The sequence below is a fragment of the Angustibacter luteus genome (genome assembly GCF_039541115.1).
GTDB classification, from domain to species: Bacteria; Actinomycetota; Actinomycetes; order Actinomycetales; family Angustibacteraceae; genus Angustibacter; species Angustibacter luteus.
In genome coordinates this window covers 306,862-323,792 of sequence record NZ_BAABFP010000002.1, presented here as the reverse complement: position 1 = coordinate 323,792, position 16,931 = coordinate 306,862, and the positions used below count along the sequence as shown (strand labels likewise).

At 71.8% G+C, this 16,931-nt stretch carries 18 protein-coding genes; all 18 read left to right on the top strand.

Features of this window, described 5'->3' with window-relative positions; genetic code table 11:
* Nucleotides 1-23: 23 nt before the first annotated feature.
* The 18 genes from rho to ABEB17_RS01505 all read left to right on the top strand — a co-directional run bounded on the left by rho (nucleotide 24) and on the right by ABEB17_RS01505 (nucleotide 16,927).
* Nucleotides 24-1,943: a transcription termination factor Rho gene (rho, locus tag ABEB17_RS01590; RefSeq protein ID WP_345714795.1), complete on the top strand. Its 1,920-nt coding sequence runs from the start codon at nucleotides 24-26 to the stop codon at nucleotides 1,941-1,943.
* Nucleotides 1,944-2,109: 166 nt separating this feature from the next.
* The gene (locus ABEB17_RS01585) at nucleotides 2,110-2,484 is read left to right on the top strand and encodes a response regulator transcription factor (protein ID WP_345714794.1); all 375 of its coding nucleotides are present in this window, start codon (nucleotides 2,110-2,112) and stop codon (nucleotides 2,482-2,484) included.
* Complete coding sequence (locus ABEB17_RS01580; protein ID WP_345714793.1) at nucleotides 2,481-3,638, top strand: HEAT repeat domain-containing protein; 1,158 nt, start codon at nucleotides 2,481-2,483, stop codon at nucleotides 3,636-3,638. The genes ABEB17_RS01585 and ABEB17_RS01580 overlap by 4 nt, the downstream gene beginning before the upstream one ends.
* Complete coding sequence (locus ABEB17_RS01575; RefSeq protein WP_345714792.1) at nucleotides 3,635-5,122, top strand: glycosyltransferase family 2 protein; 1,488 nt, start codon at nucleotides 3,635-3,637, stop codon at nucleotides 5,120-5,122. The genes ABEB17_RS01580 and ABEB17_RS01575 overlap by 4 nt, the downstream gene beginning before the upstream one ends.
* Complete coding sequence (locus ABEB17_RS01570) at nucleotides 5,119-7,215, top strand: HAMP domain-containing sensor histidine kinase (RefSeq protein ID WP_345714791.1); 2,097 nt, start codon at nucleotides 5,119-5,121, stop codon at nucleotides 7,213-7,215. The genes ABEB17_RS01575 and ABEB17_RS01570 overlap by 4 nt, the downstream gene beginning before the upstream one ends.
* Nucleotides 7,216-7,361: 146 nt before the next feature.
* Nucleotides 7,362-7,589: a 50S ribosomal protein L31 gene (rpmE, locus tag ABEB17_RS01565; RefSeq protein ID WP_345714790.1), complete on the top strand. Its 228-nt coding sequence runs from the start codon at nucleotides 7,362-7,364 to the stop codon at nucleotides 7,587-7,589.
* Nucleotides 7,590-7,684: 95 nt separating this feature from the next.
* Nucleotides 7,685-8,761, top strand: a complete 1,077-nt coding sequence (gene prfA / locus ABEB17_RS01560; RefSeq protein WP_345714789.1) for a peptide chain release factor 1 — start codon at nucleotides 7,685-7,687, stop codon at nucleotides 8,759-8,761.
* Nucleotides 8,758-9,627, top strand: coding sequence for a peptide chain release factor N(5)-glutamine methyltransferase (gene prmC / locus ABEB17_RS01555; protein ID WP_345714788.1), 870 nt, complete (start codon nucleotides 8,758-8,760; stop codon nucleotides 9,625-9,627). The genes prfA and prmC overlap by 4 nt, the downstream gene beginning before the upstream one ends.
* Nucleotides 9,628-9,714: 87 nt before the next feature.
* Nucleotides 9,715-10,383 carry an L-threonylcarbamoyladenylate synthase gene (locus tag ABEB17_RS01550; RefSeq protein ID WP_425551675.1) on the top strand — a complete coding sequence of 223 codons (669 nt, stop codon included), beginning with the start codon at nucleotides 9,715-9,717 and terminating at the stop codon, nucleotides 10,381-10,383.
* 63 nt (nucleotides 10,384-10,446) lie between these two features.
* Entirely contained in the window at nucleotides 10,447-11,724 is a 1,278-nt protein-coding gene (locus tag ABEB17_RS01545; RefSeq protein WP_345714787.1) for a serine hydroxymethyltransferase, read from the top strand.
* 34 nt (nucleotides 11,725-11,758) lie between these two features.
* The gene (locus tag ABEB17_RS01540; RefSeq protein ID WP_345714786.1) at nucleotides 11,759-12,895 is read left to right on the top strand and encodes a glycosyltransferase family 4 protein; all 1,137 of its coding nucleotides are present in this window, start codon (nucleotides 11,759-11,761) and stop codon (nucleotides 12,893-12,895) included.
* An 84-nt stretch (nucleotides 12,896-12,979) separates the two neighbouring features.
* A complete protein-coding gene (locus ABEB17_RS01535; protein WP_345714785.1) occupies nucleotides 12,980-13,366 on the top strand; it encodes a hypothetical protein in 387 nt (128 codons plus the stop codon).
* 212 nt (nucleotides 13,367-13,578) lie between these two features.
* Complete coding sequence (locus ABEB17_RS01530) at nucleotides 13,579-14,043, top strand: Cg1360 family ATP-synthase-associated protein (protein WP_345714784.1); 465 nt, start codon at nucleotides 13,579-13,581, stop codon at nucleotides 14,041-14,043.
* A 24-nt stretch (nucleotides 14,044-14,067) separates the two neighbouring features.
* Nucleotides 14,068-14,304: a hypothetical protein gene (locus ABEB17_RS01525; RefSeq protein WP_345714783.1), complete on the top strand. Its 237-nt coding sequence runs from the start codon at nucleotides 14,068-14,070 to the stop codon at nucleotides 14,302-14,304.
* Between the two features lie 100 nt (nucleotides 14,305-14,404).
* Nucleotides 14,405-15,193 carry a F0F1 ATP synthase subunit A gene (gene atpB, locus ABEB17_RS01520; RefSeq protein WP_345714782.1) on the top strand — a complete coding sequence of 263 codons (789 nt, stop codon included), beginning with the start codon at nucleotides 14,405-14,407 and terminating at the stop codon, nucleotides 15,191-15,193.
* 71 nt (nucleotides 15,194-15,264) lie between these two features.
* A complete protein-coding gene (gene atpE, locus ABEB17_RS01515) occupies nucleotides 15,265-15,480 on the top strand; it encodes an ATP synthase F0 subunit C (RefSeq protein ID WP_378227076.1) in 216 nt (71 codons plus the stop codon).
* A gap of 29 nt (nucleotides 15,481-15,509) precedes the next feature.
* On the top strand, nucleotides 15,510-16,112 hold the full coding sequence (locus ABEB17_RS01510; protein WP_345714781.1) for a F0F1 ATP synthase subunit B: 603 nt from the start codon (nucleotides 15,510-15,512) through the stop codon (nucleotides 16,110-16,112).
* The gene (locus ABEB17_RS01505; RefSeq protein ID WP_345714780.1) at nucleotides 16,112-16,927 is read left to right on the top strand and encodes a F0F1 ATP synthase subunit delta; all 816 of its coding nucleotides are present in this window, start codon (nucleotides 16,112-16,114) and stop codon (nucleotides 16,925-16,927) included. The genes ABEB17_RS01510 and ABEB17_RS01505 overlap by 1 nt, the downstream gene beginning before the upstream one ends.
* Nucleotides 16,928-16,931: the final 4 nt, after the last annotated feature.

The following is a 16,931-nucleotide window of genomic DNA, read 5'->3' as shown; positions in this document are numbered from 1 at the left end:
CGAACGAGGGGAGAAGGAACTTCGTGACCGAGACCACCACCCGTCCGGCTAGCGGCCTGACCGGCAAGCGGCTGCCCGAGCTGCAGGCCATGGCCGCCGAGCTGGGCATCACCGGCACCGGCAAGATGCGCAAGAGCGACCTGATCGCCGCGATCGGCGAGCGTCGCTCCGGCGGCAGCCGCCCCCCCAGTGCCAGTGGCGCGAGCGCCCCAGCCGCCCGTGACGCCAGCTCCGAGCGTGAGACCCGCCCGGCCCGGGACGAGCAGCCGACGCAGCGTGAGCAGCCGGCCCAGCGTGAGCAGTCGGCCCAGCGCCAGCCGTCCGACCAGACCAGCGCCCCGGCCGACGCGGGCCGTGAGCAGGCGTCCGCCGAGTCCGGCCAGGAGCGTCAGCAGGGCGAGCGCCAGCGCAGCGACCGTCAGCGTCAGCCGCGTCAGCAGGGCGAGCGTCAGCAGGGCGAGCGTCAGCAGGGCGAGCGTCAGCAGGGCGAGCGTCAGCAGGGCGAGCGTCAGAACCGCCAGGGTGGCCAGCCGCAGGGCCAGGCCAGCCAGCCGGCCCAGGCCGGCCAGAACGCCCAGAGCACCCAGGGCACCCAGAACACCCAGGGCGCCCAGAACACCCAGGGCACCCAGAACCCGGCCGGTCAGAACCGGTTCGACGACGACGAAGAGGGCGGCGGTCGCCGTCGCCGTGGGCGGTACCGCGACCGCAAGCGCCGCGGTGGCCGCCCCGGCGAGCTCGGCCAGGGCTACGAGGAGCCGGAGCTCACCGAGGACGACGTGCTGCTGCCGGTCGCCGGCATCGTCGACGTCCTGGACAGCTACGCCTTCATCCGGACGTCCGGCTACCTGCCGGGTCCGAACGACGTCTACGTCTCGCTCGGCCAGGTCAAGAAGAACGGCCTGCGCAAGGGCGACGCGGTCACCGGCGCCGTCCGCCAGCCCCGCGAGGGCGAGCAGCAGGGCGGGCAGGGCAACCGCAGCAAGTTCAACGCGCTGGTCCGCCTGGACACCGTGAACGGCATGACGCCGGACCAGGCCAAGACGCGGGTCGAGTTCGGCAAGCTGACCCCGCTGTACCCGCAGGAGCGACTCCGGCTGGAGACCGAGCCGGGCATCCTGACGACGCGGATCATCGACCTGGTGTCGCCGATCGGCAAGGGCCAGCGCGGCCTCATCGTCTCGCCGCCGAAGGCCGGCAAGACGCTGATCCTGCAGGCGATCGCCAACGCCGTGGCCACGAACAACCCCGAGGCCCACCTCATGGTCGTGCTCGTCGACGAGCGCCCCGAAGAGGTCACGGACATGCAGCGCACGGTCAAGGGCGAGGTCATCGCCTCGACGTTCGACCGTCCGGCCGAGGACCACACGACCGTTGCCGAGCTGGCCATCGAGCGGGCCAAGCGCCTGGTCGAGATGGGCAACGACGTGGTCGTCCTGCTCGACTCGATCACCCGCCTCGGTCGCGCGTACAACCTGGCTGCACCCGCCAGCGGGCGCATCCTGTCCGGTGGCGTGGACTCCAGCGCGCTGTACCCGCCGAAGCGCTTCTTCGGTGCCGCGCGCAACATCGAGGACGGCGGTTCGCTGACCATCCTGGCCACCGCGCTCGTCGAGACCGGCTCCAAGATGGACGAGGTCATCTTCGAGGAGTTCAAGGGCACCGGGAACATGGAGCTGCGGCTCGACCGGCGCCTCGCTGACAAGAGACTGTTCCCGGCGGTGGACGTCAACCCGTCCAGCACCCGGCGCGAAGAGATCCTGCTCGGCCGTGAGGAGCTCCAGGTCAGCTGGAAGCTGCGCCGCGTGCTGTCGGGCCTGGACTCCCAGCAGGCACTCGAGCTGCTGCTGTCCAAGCTGAAGGAGACCAGGAGCAACACCGAGTTCCTGATGCAGGTGCAGAAGACGACGCCGGTGCCCGGCAAGGGCGGCGACGACGACTGACCCGTCGCAAGCACGCAGCAGGCCCCGCGCACCCATGGGTGCGCGGGGCCTGCTGCCGTCTGCGCGCACGTGTTCACCCGTTCGGCTCAAGGTCGAGGTCTGGCTGCCGAGATAGAGCAGGACGGTCGCTGCCGCGGCCGCCCCACCTCGCCCTGGAGGCCCCCTCGTGACCACCGTGCTCGTTGCGGACGACGACCGGGACATTCGCGACCTCGTGGCCTTCAAGCTCGAGGCCGCCGGTTTCGACGTCCTGGTCTCCGGCGACGGGGACGACGCCTACGCGAGCGCGGTCCAGCACCGGCCGGACGTCGCCGTGCTGGACGTGATGATGCCCGGGTTGAGCGGCCTGCAGGTGCTGCAGCGGCTGCGCAGCCACCCCGAGATGGGCTCGACCCGGGTCATCCTGCTCACCGCGAAGGCGCAGGAGGCGGACGTCGAGTCCGGCTTCTCGATGGGCGCTGACGACTACGTGGTCAAACCGTTCAGCCCCCGCGAGCTGTTGAGCCGGGTGCAGGCGGTGCTGGCTCGCAGCTCGGCGTGAACGCGGCGGCGGCCTTCGCTGTCGGTGGACTGGCGATCGCCCTGCTCTGCGTCGCCCTCGCCGTGGCGATCGTGCTGCGCCGCGGGCTGCGTCAGCGCTCGGTGCGTCGCCGCATCGCCCTGGCCGATCCCTACCGCCCCCTGCTGGTCGCCCTCGTCGCCGACGAGGGACAGGACCCGGTGTACGTCGAGCGCCTGCTCGCCCTGGACGACCAGGTCTGGCGAGCCCTCGAGCCGGTGGTGGTGTCCATGGTCCGCAAGCTGCGCGGCGGTGCTCGCACGGCCCTGGTCGAGCTGCTGGAGCGGCGCGGCACGATCGACCGGCTGGTCAAGCGGCTGCACGGAGCCGGCGCCGTCGGTAGGGCCCGCTCGGCTGAGCTCCTGGGCCTGCTCGGCGCCCACGCCCCCCGGGAGGAGCTCGAGCACCTGCTGGAGCACGACCGGGACCCGGAGGTCCGCATCGTGGCGGCCCGCGCTCTCGGTGAGATCGGCGATCCGGCGTCCACGAAGATCCTCGTGCGCTCCGTCGCCGGGCCGCACCCCGTGCCGATGCGGATCGTGGCGCGCAGCCTGGCCCGGCTCGGCCCGGGTGCGACCCCGATCCTGGTCACCGCCATGAGCGCGCACGACCCCGCCGCCCGTGCGGTGGCCGCCGAGATCCTCGGGCTGGGCGGCGCGGTCACGGCCGTGGGGGTGCTGGCCAGCCACGCGATGCACGACCCGGACGACGACGTACGGATCCGCTGCGCCCGTGCCCTCGGCCGGATCGGCGTGCCGAGTGGTCTGACCGTGCTCGGGCGCTGCCTCGACCCGGCGGAGCCGTTCGCCCTGCGGGCCGTCGCGGCCCGGGCGATCGGCGACATCGGGGGCCGGCAGGCCGTCGAGATGCTCGAGCCGCTGCTGCTGGACGACGCCCACCTGGTCGCCAGCAACGCCGCCCGCGCCCTGGGCCGGCTGGGTGACCGCGCGGTGGAGCGCTTGCGTGAGGTCGCCGCCCGCGGCGGCCCCGGTGCGATCTACGCGGCCGAGGCGCTGGCCATGAACGAGCTCAACGCCACCGAGCCGCCCCGTGCACCGGCCGACCGCCCGACGCCGGTCGTGCCGGCGCAGGTCCAGGCGATCGCGGCCGCGATGGCCTCGGAGGCAGTCCGATGAGCGGCTTCCTGGACGCGCTGAGACCCGGGATCGTCCAGCTCCTGTCCGTGATGGACGTCGCCGTGCTCATCTACTTCCTGGCCATCAACAGCTCGTACCTGCTGCTGCTCGTGCTGGCGTCGCTGGAGTTCGCCCGCCAGCTGCGGCGGGTGCCCTTCGCCGGGTACGACGAGGCGCACGCCAGCCCGCTGACCATGCCGGTCTCGGTGATCGTGCCGGCCTGGAACGAGTCGGTCGGCATCGTCGAGTCGATCCGCGGCATGCTCTCGTTGCGCTACCCGGAGTTCGAGGTCGTGGTCGTCGACGACGGCAGCACCGACGACACCTTCGCCGCGCTGGACGCTGCGTTCGACCTGCGCCCCGTCCCGCGAGAGGTGCCGACCGACGTGCACACCAGCGGCGCGCTCATCGACGTGCACGTGTCGGCGACCTACCCGCTCGTGGTGGTGCGCAAGGAGAACGGCGGCCGGTCGGACTCCCTCAACATGGGCGTGAACGCGGCCCGCTACCCGCTGGTCTGCTTCGTCGACGCCGACTCGCTGCTGGACACGGACGCGCTCCTGCTGGTCAGCAAGCCCTTCGCGGACGACCCGGCGCGGGTGGTGGCCACCGGGGGAGTGGTGCGCGCGGTCAACGACTGCACCGTGGCCTCGGGCCGGGTGGTCGACGTGCAGATGCCGAACTCGTGGTTGCCCCGGATCCAGGCCGTCGAGTACCTGCGGGCGTTCCTGATGGGCCGCACCGGCTGGTCCCGGCTGGGGGCGCTGGCCATCATCTCCGGCGCGTTCGGCATGTTCCGGCGCGACGTCGTGGTCAGTGTCGGTGGCCTCGATGTGACCAACCTCGGTGAGGACTTCGACCTGGTCACCCGGATCCACCAGCACATGCGGCTGGCCCGCAAGGACTACCGCGTCGTGTTCGTGCCCGAGCCCGTCGTCTGGACGGAGGTGCCGCCGACCCGCAGCGTGCTGGGCCGCCAGCGCCGCCGCTGGCACCGGGGGCTGGCCCAGACGCTGTGGCGGCACCGGGACATGATCGGCAACCCGCGCTACGGCCGGATCGGGCTCGTCACGCTGCCCTACTACGTGGTCTTCGAGCTCATCGCACCGGTGATCGAGCTGTTCGGCCTGCTCGCGATGGTCGCCGGCCTGGCCGTGGGCGCCGTGAACATCCGGTTCGCGGTGCTGTTCACGCTGGTCGCCTTCGGCTACGCGTTCCTGCTCACCGTGGCCTCGGCCGCGCTGGAGGAGTTCTCCTTCCACCGCTACCGCCGCTGGCGCGACCTGCTGTGGACGGTCGCGGCCGCCGTGGCGGAGAACATCGGCTACCGCCAGCTGACCGCCTACTGGCGGCTGCAGGGACTGTGGGACGAGCTGCGGGGCAGCGGGTACGAGTGGGGCGTCATGACCCGGGTGGGCTTCACCCAGGCGGCCAAGCCCGAGCAGTCCGACCCGAGCGAGCAGCCCGAGCGGGTGGGCTCGTGAGCAGCCAGCACGACGTCACCACCCCGTCCTGGAGCATCCGCCGCCGGCTGCTCGCCGGGTTCGCCGTGGTGGGCCTGGTGGTGGTCGGCTCCGGAGTCGGCGGCCTCCTGCTGAGCCGTTCCTCGTCCGGGGCGCTGCGTGAGGTTGCCGCGGCGGAGCTGCCGCTGCAGCGCGCGAACAGCCAGATGCGGGACTCCGTGGTGCGTGCGGCCTCGGACCTGCGGGCGTACATCATCACCGGGGACCAGGCGAGCCTCACGTCGCTGGCCACCAACCGCAGCGCGTACCGGCAGGCGCTCGCCGACGCCGAGCAGGTGTGCCCGGCGGCACCGGCGTCCTGTGCACTGGTCCGGGCCCAGGACGACGACGTCCGCACGTGGTTCTCGACCATCGCCGACCCGGTGGCGCAGGGCAAGGTCAGCCGCGCCAAGGCCGACCAGCGCTACCGCGCCAACCGGTCGGTGCTGCTCTCCTTCTACGACGTCAACGACGCGCTGGCCGACCAGGTGGACCGCCGGATCGACGACTCGCTGCGGCACGCCGACCGGCGCTGGGGGATGAGCCTGTGGGTGCTGGTGGCCACCACGCTGCTGGCCGGCGTGGGGCTCGTCCTGCTGGCCTGGCTGACCGTGCACCAGGTCGTGCCGGCCCTGACCCGGCTGCGCGTCGTGCTCAGCCGGCTGGCGGCGGGCGACCTGGAGGCACGCGTCGAGCAGCGTGGTCCGCAGGAGATGCGCGCGGTGGCGACCAGCATCAACCGGCTCGCTGAGCAGAGCCTGCGGCTGCGGGACGCCGAGTTCGTCCGCGCGCAGGTGCGCGGGCTGACCCGCGACCTGGACCGCCGGATGCGTGCGCACCTGCACGGGGACGCGGTCGCGGAGGAGGTGGTCTGCGGTCTCGGGCCGATGGCCCAGGCGGACCGGGTGCACGTCCGGTTCGTCGACGGCAGCCGGATGGGGGCCGTCACCGCACAGTGGACGACGCCCGCCCTGGACACCCTGCCCCCGGAGCCGCCCGGCCCGACCCACCCGCTGGAGTCGGCCGTCGCGGTCAGCGCCCGGGGGCACCAGTCGATCGTGGTGGACGACATCGCGCTGTACCTGCAGGGCGGCAGCCAGGCGAGCGCCGCCCTGAGCACGGCCCGGGCCTACGCCGGCGTGGGGTCGATGATCGTGGCGCCCGTGATGGTCGGCAACGAGCGGATCGGCGTGCTGGTCTGCGCCCGCGCCGAGGGCCGGCGCCGGTTCGACGCCGCGGACGCCGGACTGGTGGAGAGCGTGGCCAGCGACCTGGCCCGCGCGGTCCACCACGCGCGGCTGTTCGAGCAGCAGACCTCCGTGGTGGGCCAGCTGCGCGAGCTCGACCGGACCAAGTCGGACTTCCTGTCCACCATCAGCCACGAGCTGCGGACGCCGCTGACCAGCATCGCCGGGTACGTCGAGATGATGCGCGACGGTGACGCCGGTGAGCTGCAGCCGATGCAGGACAACATGCTCGAGATCGTGGCCCGCAACACCCAGCGCCTGCGTGACCTCATCGAGGACGTGCTCACCATCTCCAGGGTCGAGTCCGGGGCGGTGCGCAGCGAGCGGCTGCCGGTCGCGCTGGCCGGTGTGGTGGAGCACGCGGTGGACTCACTGCGACCCCAGGCCGAGGCGGCCGGCGTCCTCATCGACACCTACCCGGTGCCGGTGGACGCGCTGCTGATGGCCGACCCGGGCCAGATCGAGCGGATGCTGCTCAACCTCGTGGGCAACGCGGTCAAGTTCACCCCACGGCGTGGGCGGGTCACGGTCAGCGTGGAGATCGCCCAGGACGACGTCCTGCTGCGCGTGCAGGACACCGGCATCGGCATCCCCAAGGCCGAGATCGACTCGTTGTTCACCCGGTTCTACCGGGCGTCCAACGCGACCCAGCGGCAGATCCCGGGCACCGGCCTCGGCCTGGCGATCATCTCGGGCATCGTCGCGGCGCACGGCGGTGACGTGGACGTCGACTCCGTGGAGGGCCGCGGCACCACGTTCACCGTGCGGCTGCCGCGCTGGGACGCCGACGCGGTGCCGGGCACGAACGGGTACGTCCTGCGGGTCTGAGTGGGGGAGTCGAGCAGGAATGTCCACCCCTGCTCGCTGGTTATGACTCACGTGCCAGGTCTGGCACACTGGACCGTTGGTTCCGGCTCACGCCCTCGTGCACTCCGCCTCGGGCGACCCGGCGACCGTCAACGTCAAGGAGCATCGTGAAGAAGGACATCCACCCCGAGTACATCGACACCAAGGTCACCTGCACCTGTGGCGCCGAGTTCACCACGCGCAGCACGCTGCCGTCCGGCACGATGCACGCCGACGTGTGCAGCCAGTGCCACCCGTTCTACACCGGCAAGCAGAAGCTCATGGACACCGGCGGTCGCGTCGCCCGGTTCCAGGCTCGCTACGGCAAGAAGGACGACAAGGCCGAGGCCAAGTAGCTCTTCCGCGGTGCCGGTGCCCCTCGGGGCGCCGGCACCGTCGCTTTTGCGCCCCCTCGTGATCATGCACGTTCGCCCCAGCTGAGGAGCCCCAGGTGCAGGACGCCGTCGACGCCCTCCTCGCCGAGCACGCCGAGCTCGAGCGCCGGCTCGCCGACCCGGAGGTGCACACGGACCAGCCGCTGGCCCGCCGGCTCGCCCGCCGGTACGCCGAGCTGACCCCGGTGGTCGCGGCACGGGCGGCCTGGCTGAGCGCGCGCGACGACGTCCAGGCGGCTCGTGAGCTGGCCGCCGACGACCACTCGTTCGCCGACGAGCTGCCCGCGCTGACCGAGGTCGAGCAGTCCACCGCCGACCACCTGCGCCGCCTGCTCGTGCCGCGCGACCCGGACGACGACCGCGACGTGATCCTCGAGGTCAAGGCGGGTGAGGGCGGCGAGGAGTCGGCCCTGTTCGCCGCGGACCTGCTGCGGATGTACCTGCGCTTCGCCGAGCGGTCCGGCTGGAGCACCCAGCTGCTGGACGCGACCGAGTCCGACCTCGGCGGCTACAAGGACGTGTCGGTCGCGGTGAAGGCCAAGGGCACCCCCGAGCCGGGCCATGGCGTGTGGTCGCGGCTGAAGTACGAGGGCGGCGTGCACCGGGTCCAGCGGGTGCCGGTGACCGAGTCGCAGGGACGGATCCACACCTCGGCGGCCGGTGTCCTGGTGGTGCCGGAGCCGGACGAGGAGGTCGCGCTCGAGATCGGCCCGAACGACGTCCGGATCGACGTCTTCCGCTCCTCCGGGCCCGGCGGCCAGAGCGTGAACACCACCGACTCGGCCGTGCGGATCACCCACCTGCCGACCGGTCTGGTCGTGTCGTGCCAGAACGAGAAGAGCCAGCTGCAGAACCGCGAGAGCGCGATGCGCATCCTGCGGGCCCGGCTGCACGCGCTGGCCCAGGAGCAGGCCGAGGCGGAGGCGTCCGCGGTGCGGCGCAGCCAGGTGCGCACCGTCGACCGCTCGGAGCGGATCCGCACCTACAACTTCCCCGAGAACCGGATCAGCGACCACCGCACCGGCTACAAGTCCTACAACCTGGACACCGTGCTGGACGGCGACCTGGACGCGGTCGTGCAGTCCGCGGTGGACGCCGACGAGGCCGCCCAGCTCGCCGCGATGGCCGAGTGAGCCCCACCAGCCTCGCCGACCAGCTGCGGGCGGCCACCGCGCGGCTGACCGTGGCCGGCGTGCCCAGCGCCCGGCACGACGCCGAGGTGCTGGCCGGGCACGTGCTGGGCCTGAGCCGCGCCGACGTGGCCGTGGCGGCCTTGCGCGGGGACGACGTCCGGCTCGACGAGCGGTTCGACGACCTCGTCGACGAGCGGGCGCGGCGCGTCCCGCTGCAGCACCTGACCGGGACGGCACCTTTCCGCGACCTGGAGCTGGCCGTCGGGCCGGGGGTCTTCGTGCCGCGCCCGGAGACGGAGTCGGTGGCCCAGCCGGCGATCGACGAGGCCCGGGCGCTGGTCGGGGCGGGGCGTCGTCCGGTGGTGGTCGACCTGTGCACCGGGTCCGGCGCCATCGCGCTCGCCGTGGCGACCGAGGTGCCGGGTGCGCAGGTGCACGCCGTCGAGCTGTCCGAGCAGGCGGTCGCCTGGGCCGCGGTGAACGTGGCGCGGCTCGCCCCGGCGGTCGACCTGCGGACCGGCGACGCGTCGTCCGCCTTCGACGACCTGGACGGCGCGGTCGACGTCGTGGTGAGCAACCCGCCGTACATCCCGCCGGACCAGGTGCCGGTGGACCCCGAGGTGCGCGACCACGACCCCGAGGTCGCGCTGTACGGGCTCGGGGCCGACGGCCTGCAGGTGCCGCGGGCGGTCGTGGTCGCCGCCGCGCGCCTCCTGCGCCCCGGCGGGCTGCTGGTGGTCGAGCACGCCGACGTCCAGCAGGTCGCGCTGCTGCGGACGCTGACGTCGTCCGGGCTCTGGCGGGAGGCCGCGGGGCATCCGGACCTCACCGGCACCCCGCGGCTCGTCTCGGCCCGCCGCGCCTGACCGGCACCGCCGCGCGCCGCTGACGTCCGAACGGATCGCACCTGTTGCCGCGACGCCTTCGGACGTCACGGTAGGCAGCCTGCCAGGATGTCGCTCGTGAACCGTATGGACGCCAAGACCGACACCGGGCGCACGACCGGCGCCAAGCTCGCCGCGGACGCCGTTCAGCGCGGCGAGGTCATCGTGATGCCCACCGACACCGTGTACGGCGTGGGGGCGGACGCCTTCGACCGCAACGCCGTGGCCGCTGTGCTCGCCGCGAAGGGCCGTGGGCGTGACGTCCCGCCGCCGGTGCTGGTGCCGAACCCCCGCACGTTGGACGGGCTGGCCACCGGCGTCAGCGACGCCGCCCGCGAGCTGGTCGCCGCGTTCTGGCCCGGCCCGCTCACCATCGTCTGCCGGGCCGTACCGTCGCTGGACTGGGACCTGGGGGAGACGAACGGCACCGTCGCGCTGCGCATGCCGCTGCACCGGGTGGCGCTCGCGGTGCTCGAGCTGACCGGCCCGATGGCCGTGACCAGTGCGAACCGGACCGGCGAGCCGCCGGCCACGACCGTCGACGAGGCGCAGGCCCAGCTCGGCGAGGCGGTCAGCATCTACCTGGACGGCGGCCCGAGCCCGACCGGCACCGCGTCGACCATCGTGGACGTCACCGGAGCGGTGCCCCGCGTGCTGCGGGCCGGCCCGATCCCGCTCGAGCGGTTGCGAGCGGTCGCCGGGCAGGTCGAGTCCGATCTGCCGCCCGCGGCCCAATAGAGTGATCGCGGCCACCCGCTGCGCCACGTCCACCGCACCCTCCCCATCACAGGAGAAGCCATCATGAGCGAGACGTTCTGGGGTCCCGACTTCGACGCCCTCAGCGCCCAGGATCCCGAGATCGCGGCCGTGGTGGTCGACGAGCTGGACCGGTTGCGGTCCGGCCTGCAGCTCATCGCGAGCGAGAACTTCACGTCGCCGGCGGTGCTGGCCGCGCTGGGCTCCACGCTCAGCAACAAGTACGCCGAGGGCTACCCCGGGCGGCGCTACTACGGCGGCTGCGAGGTCGTCGACCGGGCCGAGGAGCTGGGCATCGAGCGGGCCAAGGAGCTGTTCGGCGCCGAGCACGCGAACCTGCAGCCGCACTCGGGCGCCAACGCGAACATCGCCGCCTACGGCGCCTTCTGCCAGCCGGGTGACACCGTGCTGGCGATGAGCCTGCCTCACGGCGGCCACCTGACCCACGGCACCAAGGTGTCGTTCAGCGGCAAGTGGTTCAACGCCGTGCACTACGGCGTGGACGCCAAGACCGAGGACATCGACTACGACCAGGCGCGCGACCTGGCCCGCGAGCACAAGCCGAAGATGATCATCTGCGGCGGCTCGGCCATCCCGCGGCTGATCGACTTCAAGGCGTTCCGCGAGATCGCCGACGAGGTCGGCGCGATCCTGATGGTGGACGCGGCGCACTTCATCGGCCTGGTGGCCGGCAAGGCCATCCCCAGCCCGGTGCCGTACGCGGACGTCGTCACGTTCACCACGCACAAGGTGCTACGCGGGCCGCGGGGTGGGGCGCTGGTCTGCAAGGCCGAGCACGCCGCCAAGCTCGACAAGGCGGTCTTCCCGATGATGCAGGGTGGCCCGCTGATGCACGCCGTCGCGGCGAAGGCGGTCAACCTCAAGGAGTGCATGACGCCGGAGTACCAGGCCTACGCCCGCCAGGTGATCGCGAACGCGCAGGCCCTGACCAAGGGGCTCGGCGAGCACGGCATGCGCCCGGTCACCGGCGGCACCGACACGCACCTGGCGCTGCTCGACCTGGCGGAGACCGGCGTGACCGGCAAGGACGCCGAGGCCCGCTGCGACGCGGCGGGCATCGTGCTGAACAAGAACGCCATCCCCAACGACCCGCAGCCGCCGAGCATCGCCTCGGGCATCCGGGTCGGCAGCCCGTCCGTGACCACGCAGGGCATGGGCGAGGAGCAGATGACGGCGATCGCCGGGCTGATCGCCCGCGCGGTGAAGGAGACGGACGGCGACCCGCAGCACGCGGTGGCCCGCGAGGTCCGCGCCGACGTCAGCGACCTGGTGACGGCCTTCCCGGCGTACCCCCGGAGCTGACCCGGTGACCCGTCAGGCGGCCGGGGGGCGCTGAGTGCGCGAGTACCTCTTCGTCCTCCTGGTCGCGGCCGCCGTGACGTACGTGCTGACCCCGGTCGTGCGGACGCTGGCCGTCCGGCGGGGCTGGGTGACCGCCGTCCGGGACCGGGACGTGCACGCGGTGCCGATGCCGCGCCTGGGTGGGCTGGCGATCTTCGCCGGCTTCGTCGTCGCGCTGCTGGTGGCCAGCCACCTGCCGTTCCTGCACACCGTGACGCAGGACAACAGCGACCTGCAGGCGGTCCTGCTGGGCGCCACGCTCGTCGTCGCGCTGGGCATCGCCGACGACATCTGGGGTCTGGAGGCGTGGACGAAGTTCGCCGGCCAGCTGCTGGCAGCCGGGGTGATGGCGTTTCAGGGCGTGCAGATGCTGTCGCTGCCCGTCTTCGGGGTGACGTACCTGCCGACGACCGCCCTGGTCGCGATCACGGTGCTGGTCGTGGTGACCACGATGAACGCGGTGAACTTCGTGGACGGCCTGGACGGGCTGGCGGCGGGCATCACCTGCATCGCGGCGATCGGGTTCTTCGCCTACGCGTACTCGATCTCGAAGGACTACGCGACCAACGTCTTCTCGGTCGCCTCGCTGATCGCCGCGGTGCTGATCGGGTGCTGCCTGGGCTTCCTGCCGTTCAACTTCAACCCGGCGAAGATCTTCATGGGCGACACCGGGGCCATGCTGCTCGGGCTGCTGCTGTCGGCCGCGACGATCTCGCTGACCGGCAACATCGACCCGGCGGCGCTCAGCGCGGGGGACCTGCCGCCGGAGCTGCTCTACCTGTTCCCGTTGCTGATGCCCATCGCGGTGCTCGTGGTGCCGCTGCTCGACCTCGTCCTGGCGATCGTGCGACGCACGAGGGCCGGCCGCCTGCCGTGGCAACCGGACGCCCAGCACCTGCACCACCAGATGCTGGCCCTCGGCCACTCGCACGCGGGGGCGGTGCTCTCGCTCTACCTGTGGGCCGCGCTGGTGGCGTTCGGCATGGCCGCGTTGGCGCTGCTGCCGCTGCACTGGGCGGTCGTGGTGATCGTGGCGCTCTTCCTGGTGGCGGTCGCGATGACGATCTCGGGGCCGGTCAGCCGGCGCCTCAGCGCCGTGCGCCAGTCCGCGGAATCGGACACGTCGAATTAGTCGAAAAGGTCCCTTTCGTCCCCAATGTTCCCCTAGCGTGTGCGCCCGACCCGGCAACGGTGCCGGGCGGAACGGGAGGTGCACATGCGCAAGGCAGTCATGGGGTTGGCGACGGTCGGGCTGGCAGCCACGACGTTGCTGGTAGCCCCCAGCGGCGCACAGGCGGCGTCGACGTCGTGGAGCAGTAGTGGTCTGACCGGGGTGCAGGCGAGCGGCACCTGGTACGTGAGCGGCGGTCGGCTGTACGTGACCGGGCGGCTCTACGACACCGCGGGCGACAACAAGTGGGTGCGGTTGTACGTCCACTTCAAGAAGGACTGCTGCGCGCTCGTCGTGGACAACAAGAACGGGAACAACACCAGCGTGCCGTTCACGTTCAGCACGGCGAGCACCACCTCCGGGATCCGCGTGGAGGAGCTGCTGAAGTCCACCCTGGCCTCCCAGGAAGGTGGTTGGGTCACCATCCGCTGAGGCCGTCAGCACGCGGGCGGGCGCGGGGTCCCAGCGCCCGCCCCCGTGTGAACAACGTGTGAAGACGCTTGTGATAGCATTCACAAGCAGCACGGCAACGCCCCAGCTTCTGCCCGACGACCACCCCTCGAGCCGCCGAAAGGCAGGCCCCCGTGATGGCCAAGGACGACCGTCCACTCGCCACGAGCCTCGTAACCGAGGATGCTCGTCCCGTGGACGAGGGCGCCCGCATTCCTGAGGTCTCCGAGGCGGAGGCTGCGCAGACCCGTGCCCAGTTCGCCGCGATGCTTCGCACCGCGCTCGTGCCGACCCTCGTGACGGGGGTCGGGGCCGTCGTCCTCGCCGGGATCCTCGGCGGCAGCAAGGCCGCCTGGTCGGCCGCGCTGGGCGCCGCCCTCGTCGTGGTGTTCTTCTCGCTCAGCCTGCTGGTGATGCGCCAGACCGCGCACCTGCAGCCGGTCGCGGTGATGTCCGTGGTGCTCGCGACGTACACCGGCAAGATCCTCGCCCTCGGTGTCGTGATGATCGTCCTGCGCGACGCGAGCTGGCTGGACGGTCAGGCGCTGGCGCTGGCGATCATCGCGTGCACGGTCGTCTGGATCGCCTTCGAGATGCGCGCGTTCACCCGCCTGCGCATCCTGGTCGCGCCCGGCGCCGACGCGGAGGAACCCCGATGACCCGTTGCTACCGTGGAGCCCCTGATGCCCTCGCAACCCCCGCCTCCGACCCCTGCCGGGGATCCCGACGAGGTGCCGGGACTCGAGGCGCACCAGGCCTGGCGGGCGTTCGCGTACCTGTTGAGCGGTCCGCTGGTGTACGGCGGGCTGGGCTGGCTGCTGGACGGCTGGTTCGGAACCGAGTTCCTGCTGCCGGTCGGGATCGTGGGCGGGATGGGGCTGTCGCTCTACCTGATCTGGTTCCGGTACGGTACGCACTGACCCCGAGCGCATTGCGACGAGGCGCTGCTCTGCGCCCGTGCAACGGAATCGACTGTGGTCCTTGTTCTTTGACGACGTCCCCAGCTGTTGAGGAGAAGCCGTGAGCATCGTGGCGCTGGCCACCGAGGGCTCGACCTACGAGCCGCCCGGGGTCCCCGACTTCTGGCAGCCGCTGATCGGCGAGGGCGCCTTCGCCATCACCCGCGCGTCCATCGTGATCATCCTCTCGGTGGCACTCATCAGCTGGCTGCTGCTGGCCGGCACCAAGCGCATGGCAGTGGTGCCCAACCGCAAGCAGGCGGCGACCGAGGTCACCTACGGGCTGGTCCGGGACGGCGTCGGCCGCGACATCATCGGGAGCAAGGAGTTCCTGCGGTTCGTGCCGATGCTGTTCACGCTGTTCTGCCTGATCATCGTGAACAACGTCTTCAGCGTCGTGCCGTTCATCCAGTTCCCGACGATGAGCCGGGTCGCCTTCCCGGCGGCCCTGGCCGTCTTCGTCTTCGTCGTCTACCACTGGATCGGCATCCGCAAGCACGGCTTCTTCGGCTACTGGAAGTCCTTGGTGCCGCCCGGCCTGCCGGTCGCGCTGATCCCCTACATCTTCATCCTCGAGCTCATCACGGACCTGTTCACCCGGCCCGTCACGCTCGCCCTGCGACTGTTCGGCAACATGTTCGCCGGGCACCTGCTGCTGGTGCTCTTCATCGGCGGCGGCGAGTACATGATCCAGCACGGTGCGCTCGGCATCAAGATCGCCGGCATCGGGTCGCTGGGCATGGGCTTCGTGATGACGGTGTTCGAGATCCTGGTCCAGGTCCTGCAGGCCTACATCTTCACCCTGCTGACAGCCATCTACATCGCCGGCGCCCTCGCCGACGAGCACTGACGGCCGCCACAAACCACGTCCGACCCCACCCGCGGGCACCCGGCCCGAGGGACAGCGAGAAAGAGAATCACATGGAACTGACCGGCGACATCGCGATCCTCGGCTACGGCCTGTCCGCCATCGGCCCCGGTATCGGTGTTGGTCTGGTGTTCGCGGCCTACATCAACGGCGTCGCGCGTCAGCCCGAGGCCCGTGGCATGCTCCAGCCGATCGCCTTCCTGGGCTTCGCGCTCGCAGAGGCGCTGGCCATCTTCGGTCTCGCGCTCGCGTTCGTCTTCAAGGGCTGACCCGACCTCTGACTCCCTGAGGAGACACCGTGCACCTCGCAACGATCCTTGCGGCCGAGGAAGAGGGCGGCTGGGCGAACGCCTACCCGATCATCCCCCATCCCGGCGAGCTGATCTTCGGCATCATCGCCTTCGTCATCCTGTACCTCGTGGTGGCCAAGAAGGTCGTGCCGCGCCTCGAAGCCATGTACACCGAGCGCGCCGCCGCGATCGAGGGCCAGATCGAGGAGGCTGACAAGGCGAACGCCGAGGCGGCCGAGCTGCTGGAGCAGTACAAGGCGCAGCTCGCCGAGTCGCGCGCCGAGGCGAGCAGCATCCGCGAGGAGGCCCGTGCCGAGGGCGCGCAGATCCTGGCCGAGCTCAAGGCGCAGGCGCAGGCCGAGTCTGAGCGGATCACCACGTCCGCGAAGGCCCAGATCGCGGCCGAGCGTCAGCAGGCGGTCATCTCGCTGCGCGCCGAGGTGGGCACGCTGGCCACCGAGCTCGCGTCCCGCGTGGTGGGCGAGTCGCTCGAGGACGAGGCGCGTCAGCGTCGCACCGTCGAGCGCTTCCTCGCCGAGCTCGAGGCCGGTGACATCGAGCCGGTGTCGGCCGTGACCGGCGCCGACGCGGCCACCGAGCAGGAGTCCTGATGCAGGGCGTCAGCCGCGAGTCGCTCGCCACGGCCGAGGAGCAGCTCGACGCGCTCCTGGCCACGGCGGGCACGGACGGCACGGCGGTCGGCCAGGCGCTGTTCGCCGTCGTCGACCTGCTGGACGCGAACGTCTCGCTGCGCCGGGCCCTCACGGACCCGTCCAACGAGGCCGACGCGAAGGCCGGCCTGATCGGGCGACTGCTCGACGGCAAGGTCTCGGCCGACGTCGTGACCCTGCTGTCCGGCATGGCCCGCTCGCGCTGGTCGCGCGCCCGGGACCTGTCGGACTCGATCGAGAAGCTCGGCTCGTCGGCGATCATCGCCGGCGCCGAGGCGGGCGACCGGGCCGACCGCGTCGAGGACGAGCTCTTCCGGTTCGAGCGCATCGTCGACGCCGACCCCGAGCTCGCTCGGGCGCTGGCCGACCGGGCCGCTCCGGAGGCGAGCAAGTCGGCTCTCGTCGACGAGCTGATCAGCGCCAAGGCGGCCCCCGAGGCCGTCGTCCTGATCCGCCGCGCGGTGCTCAACGGTCGCGGGCAGAACCTCGACCGTGCGCTTGACGCCAACGTGCAGCTCGCCGCGACCCGTCGCGACAAGCTCGTGGCCCACGTGCGCGTGGCGCTGCCGCTCGAGGACGACCAGCGCGCCCGGCTCGCCGCCGCGCTGACCACCCTCTACGGCAAGCGCGTGCACCTCAACGTCGACGTGGACCCCAGCGTCCTCGGCGGCATCCGGGTCGAGATCGGCGACGAGGTGCTCGACGGCACCGTGTCCCGCCGGCTCGACGACGTCCGCCGGCAGCTGTCGCGCTGACGCA

Excerpts from the sequence above, each read along its gene's own strand:
- ABEB17_RS01575 (WP_345714792.1), top strand. The coding sequence starts at position 3,635 with ATGAGCGGCTTCCTGGACGCGCTGAGACCCGGGATCGTCCAGCTCCTG.
- ABEB17_RS01550 (WP_425551675.1), top strand. The coding sequence starts at position 9,715 with ATGTCGCTCGTGAACCGTATGGACGCCAAGACCGACACCGGGCGCACG.
- ABEB17_RS01545 (WP_345714787.1), top strand. The coding sequence starts at position 10,447 with ATGAGCGAGACGTTCTGGGGTCCCGACTTCGACGCCCTCAGCGCCCAG.
- ABEB17_RS01535 (WP_345714785.1), top strand. The coding sequence starts at position 12,980 with ATGCGCAAGGCAGTCATGGGGTTGGCGACGGTCGGGCTGGCAGCCACG.
- ABEB17_RS01525 (WP_345714783.1), top strand. The coding sequence starts at position 14,068 with ATGCCCTCGCAACCCCCGCCTCCGACCCCTGCCGGGGATCCCGACGAG.
- atpE (WP_378227076.1), top strand. The coding sequence starts at position 15,265 with ATGGAACTGACCGGCGACATCGCGATCCTCGGCTACGGCCTGTCCGCC.
- ABEB17_RS01505 (WP_345714780.1), top strand. The coding sequence starts at position 16,112 with ATGCAGGGCGTCAGCCGCGAGTCGCTCGCCACGGCCGAGGAGCAGCTC.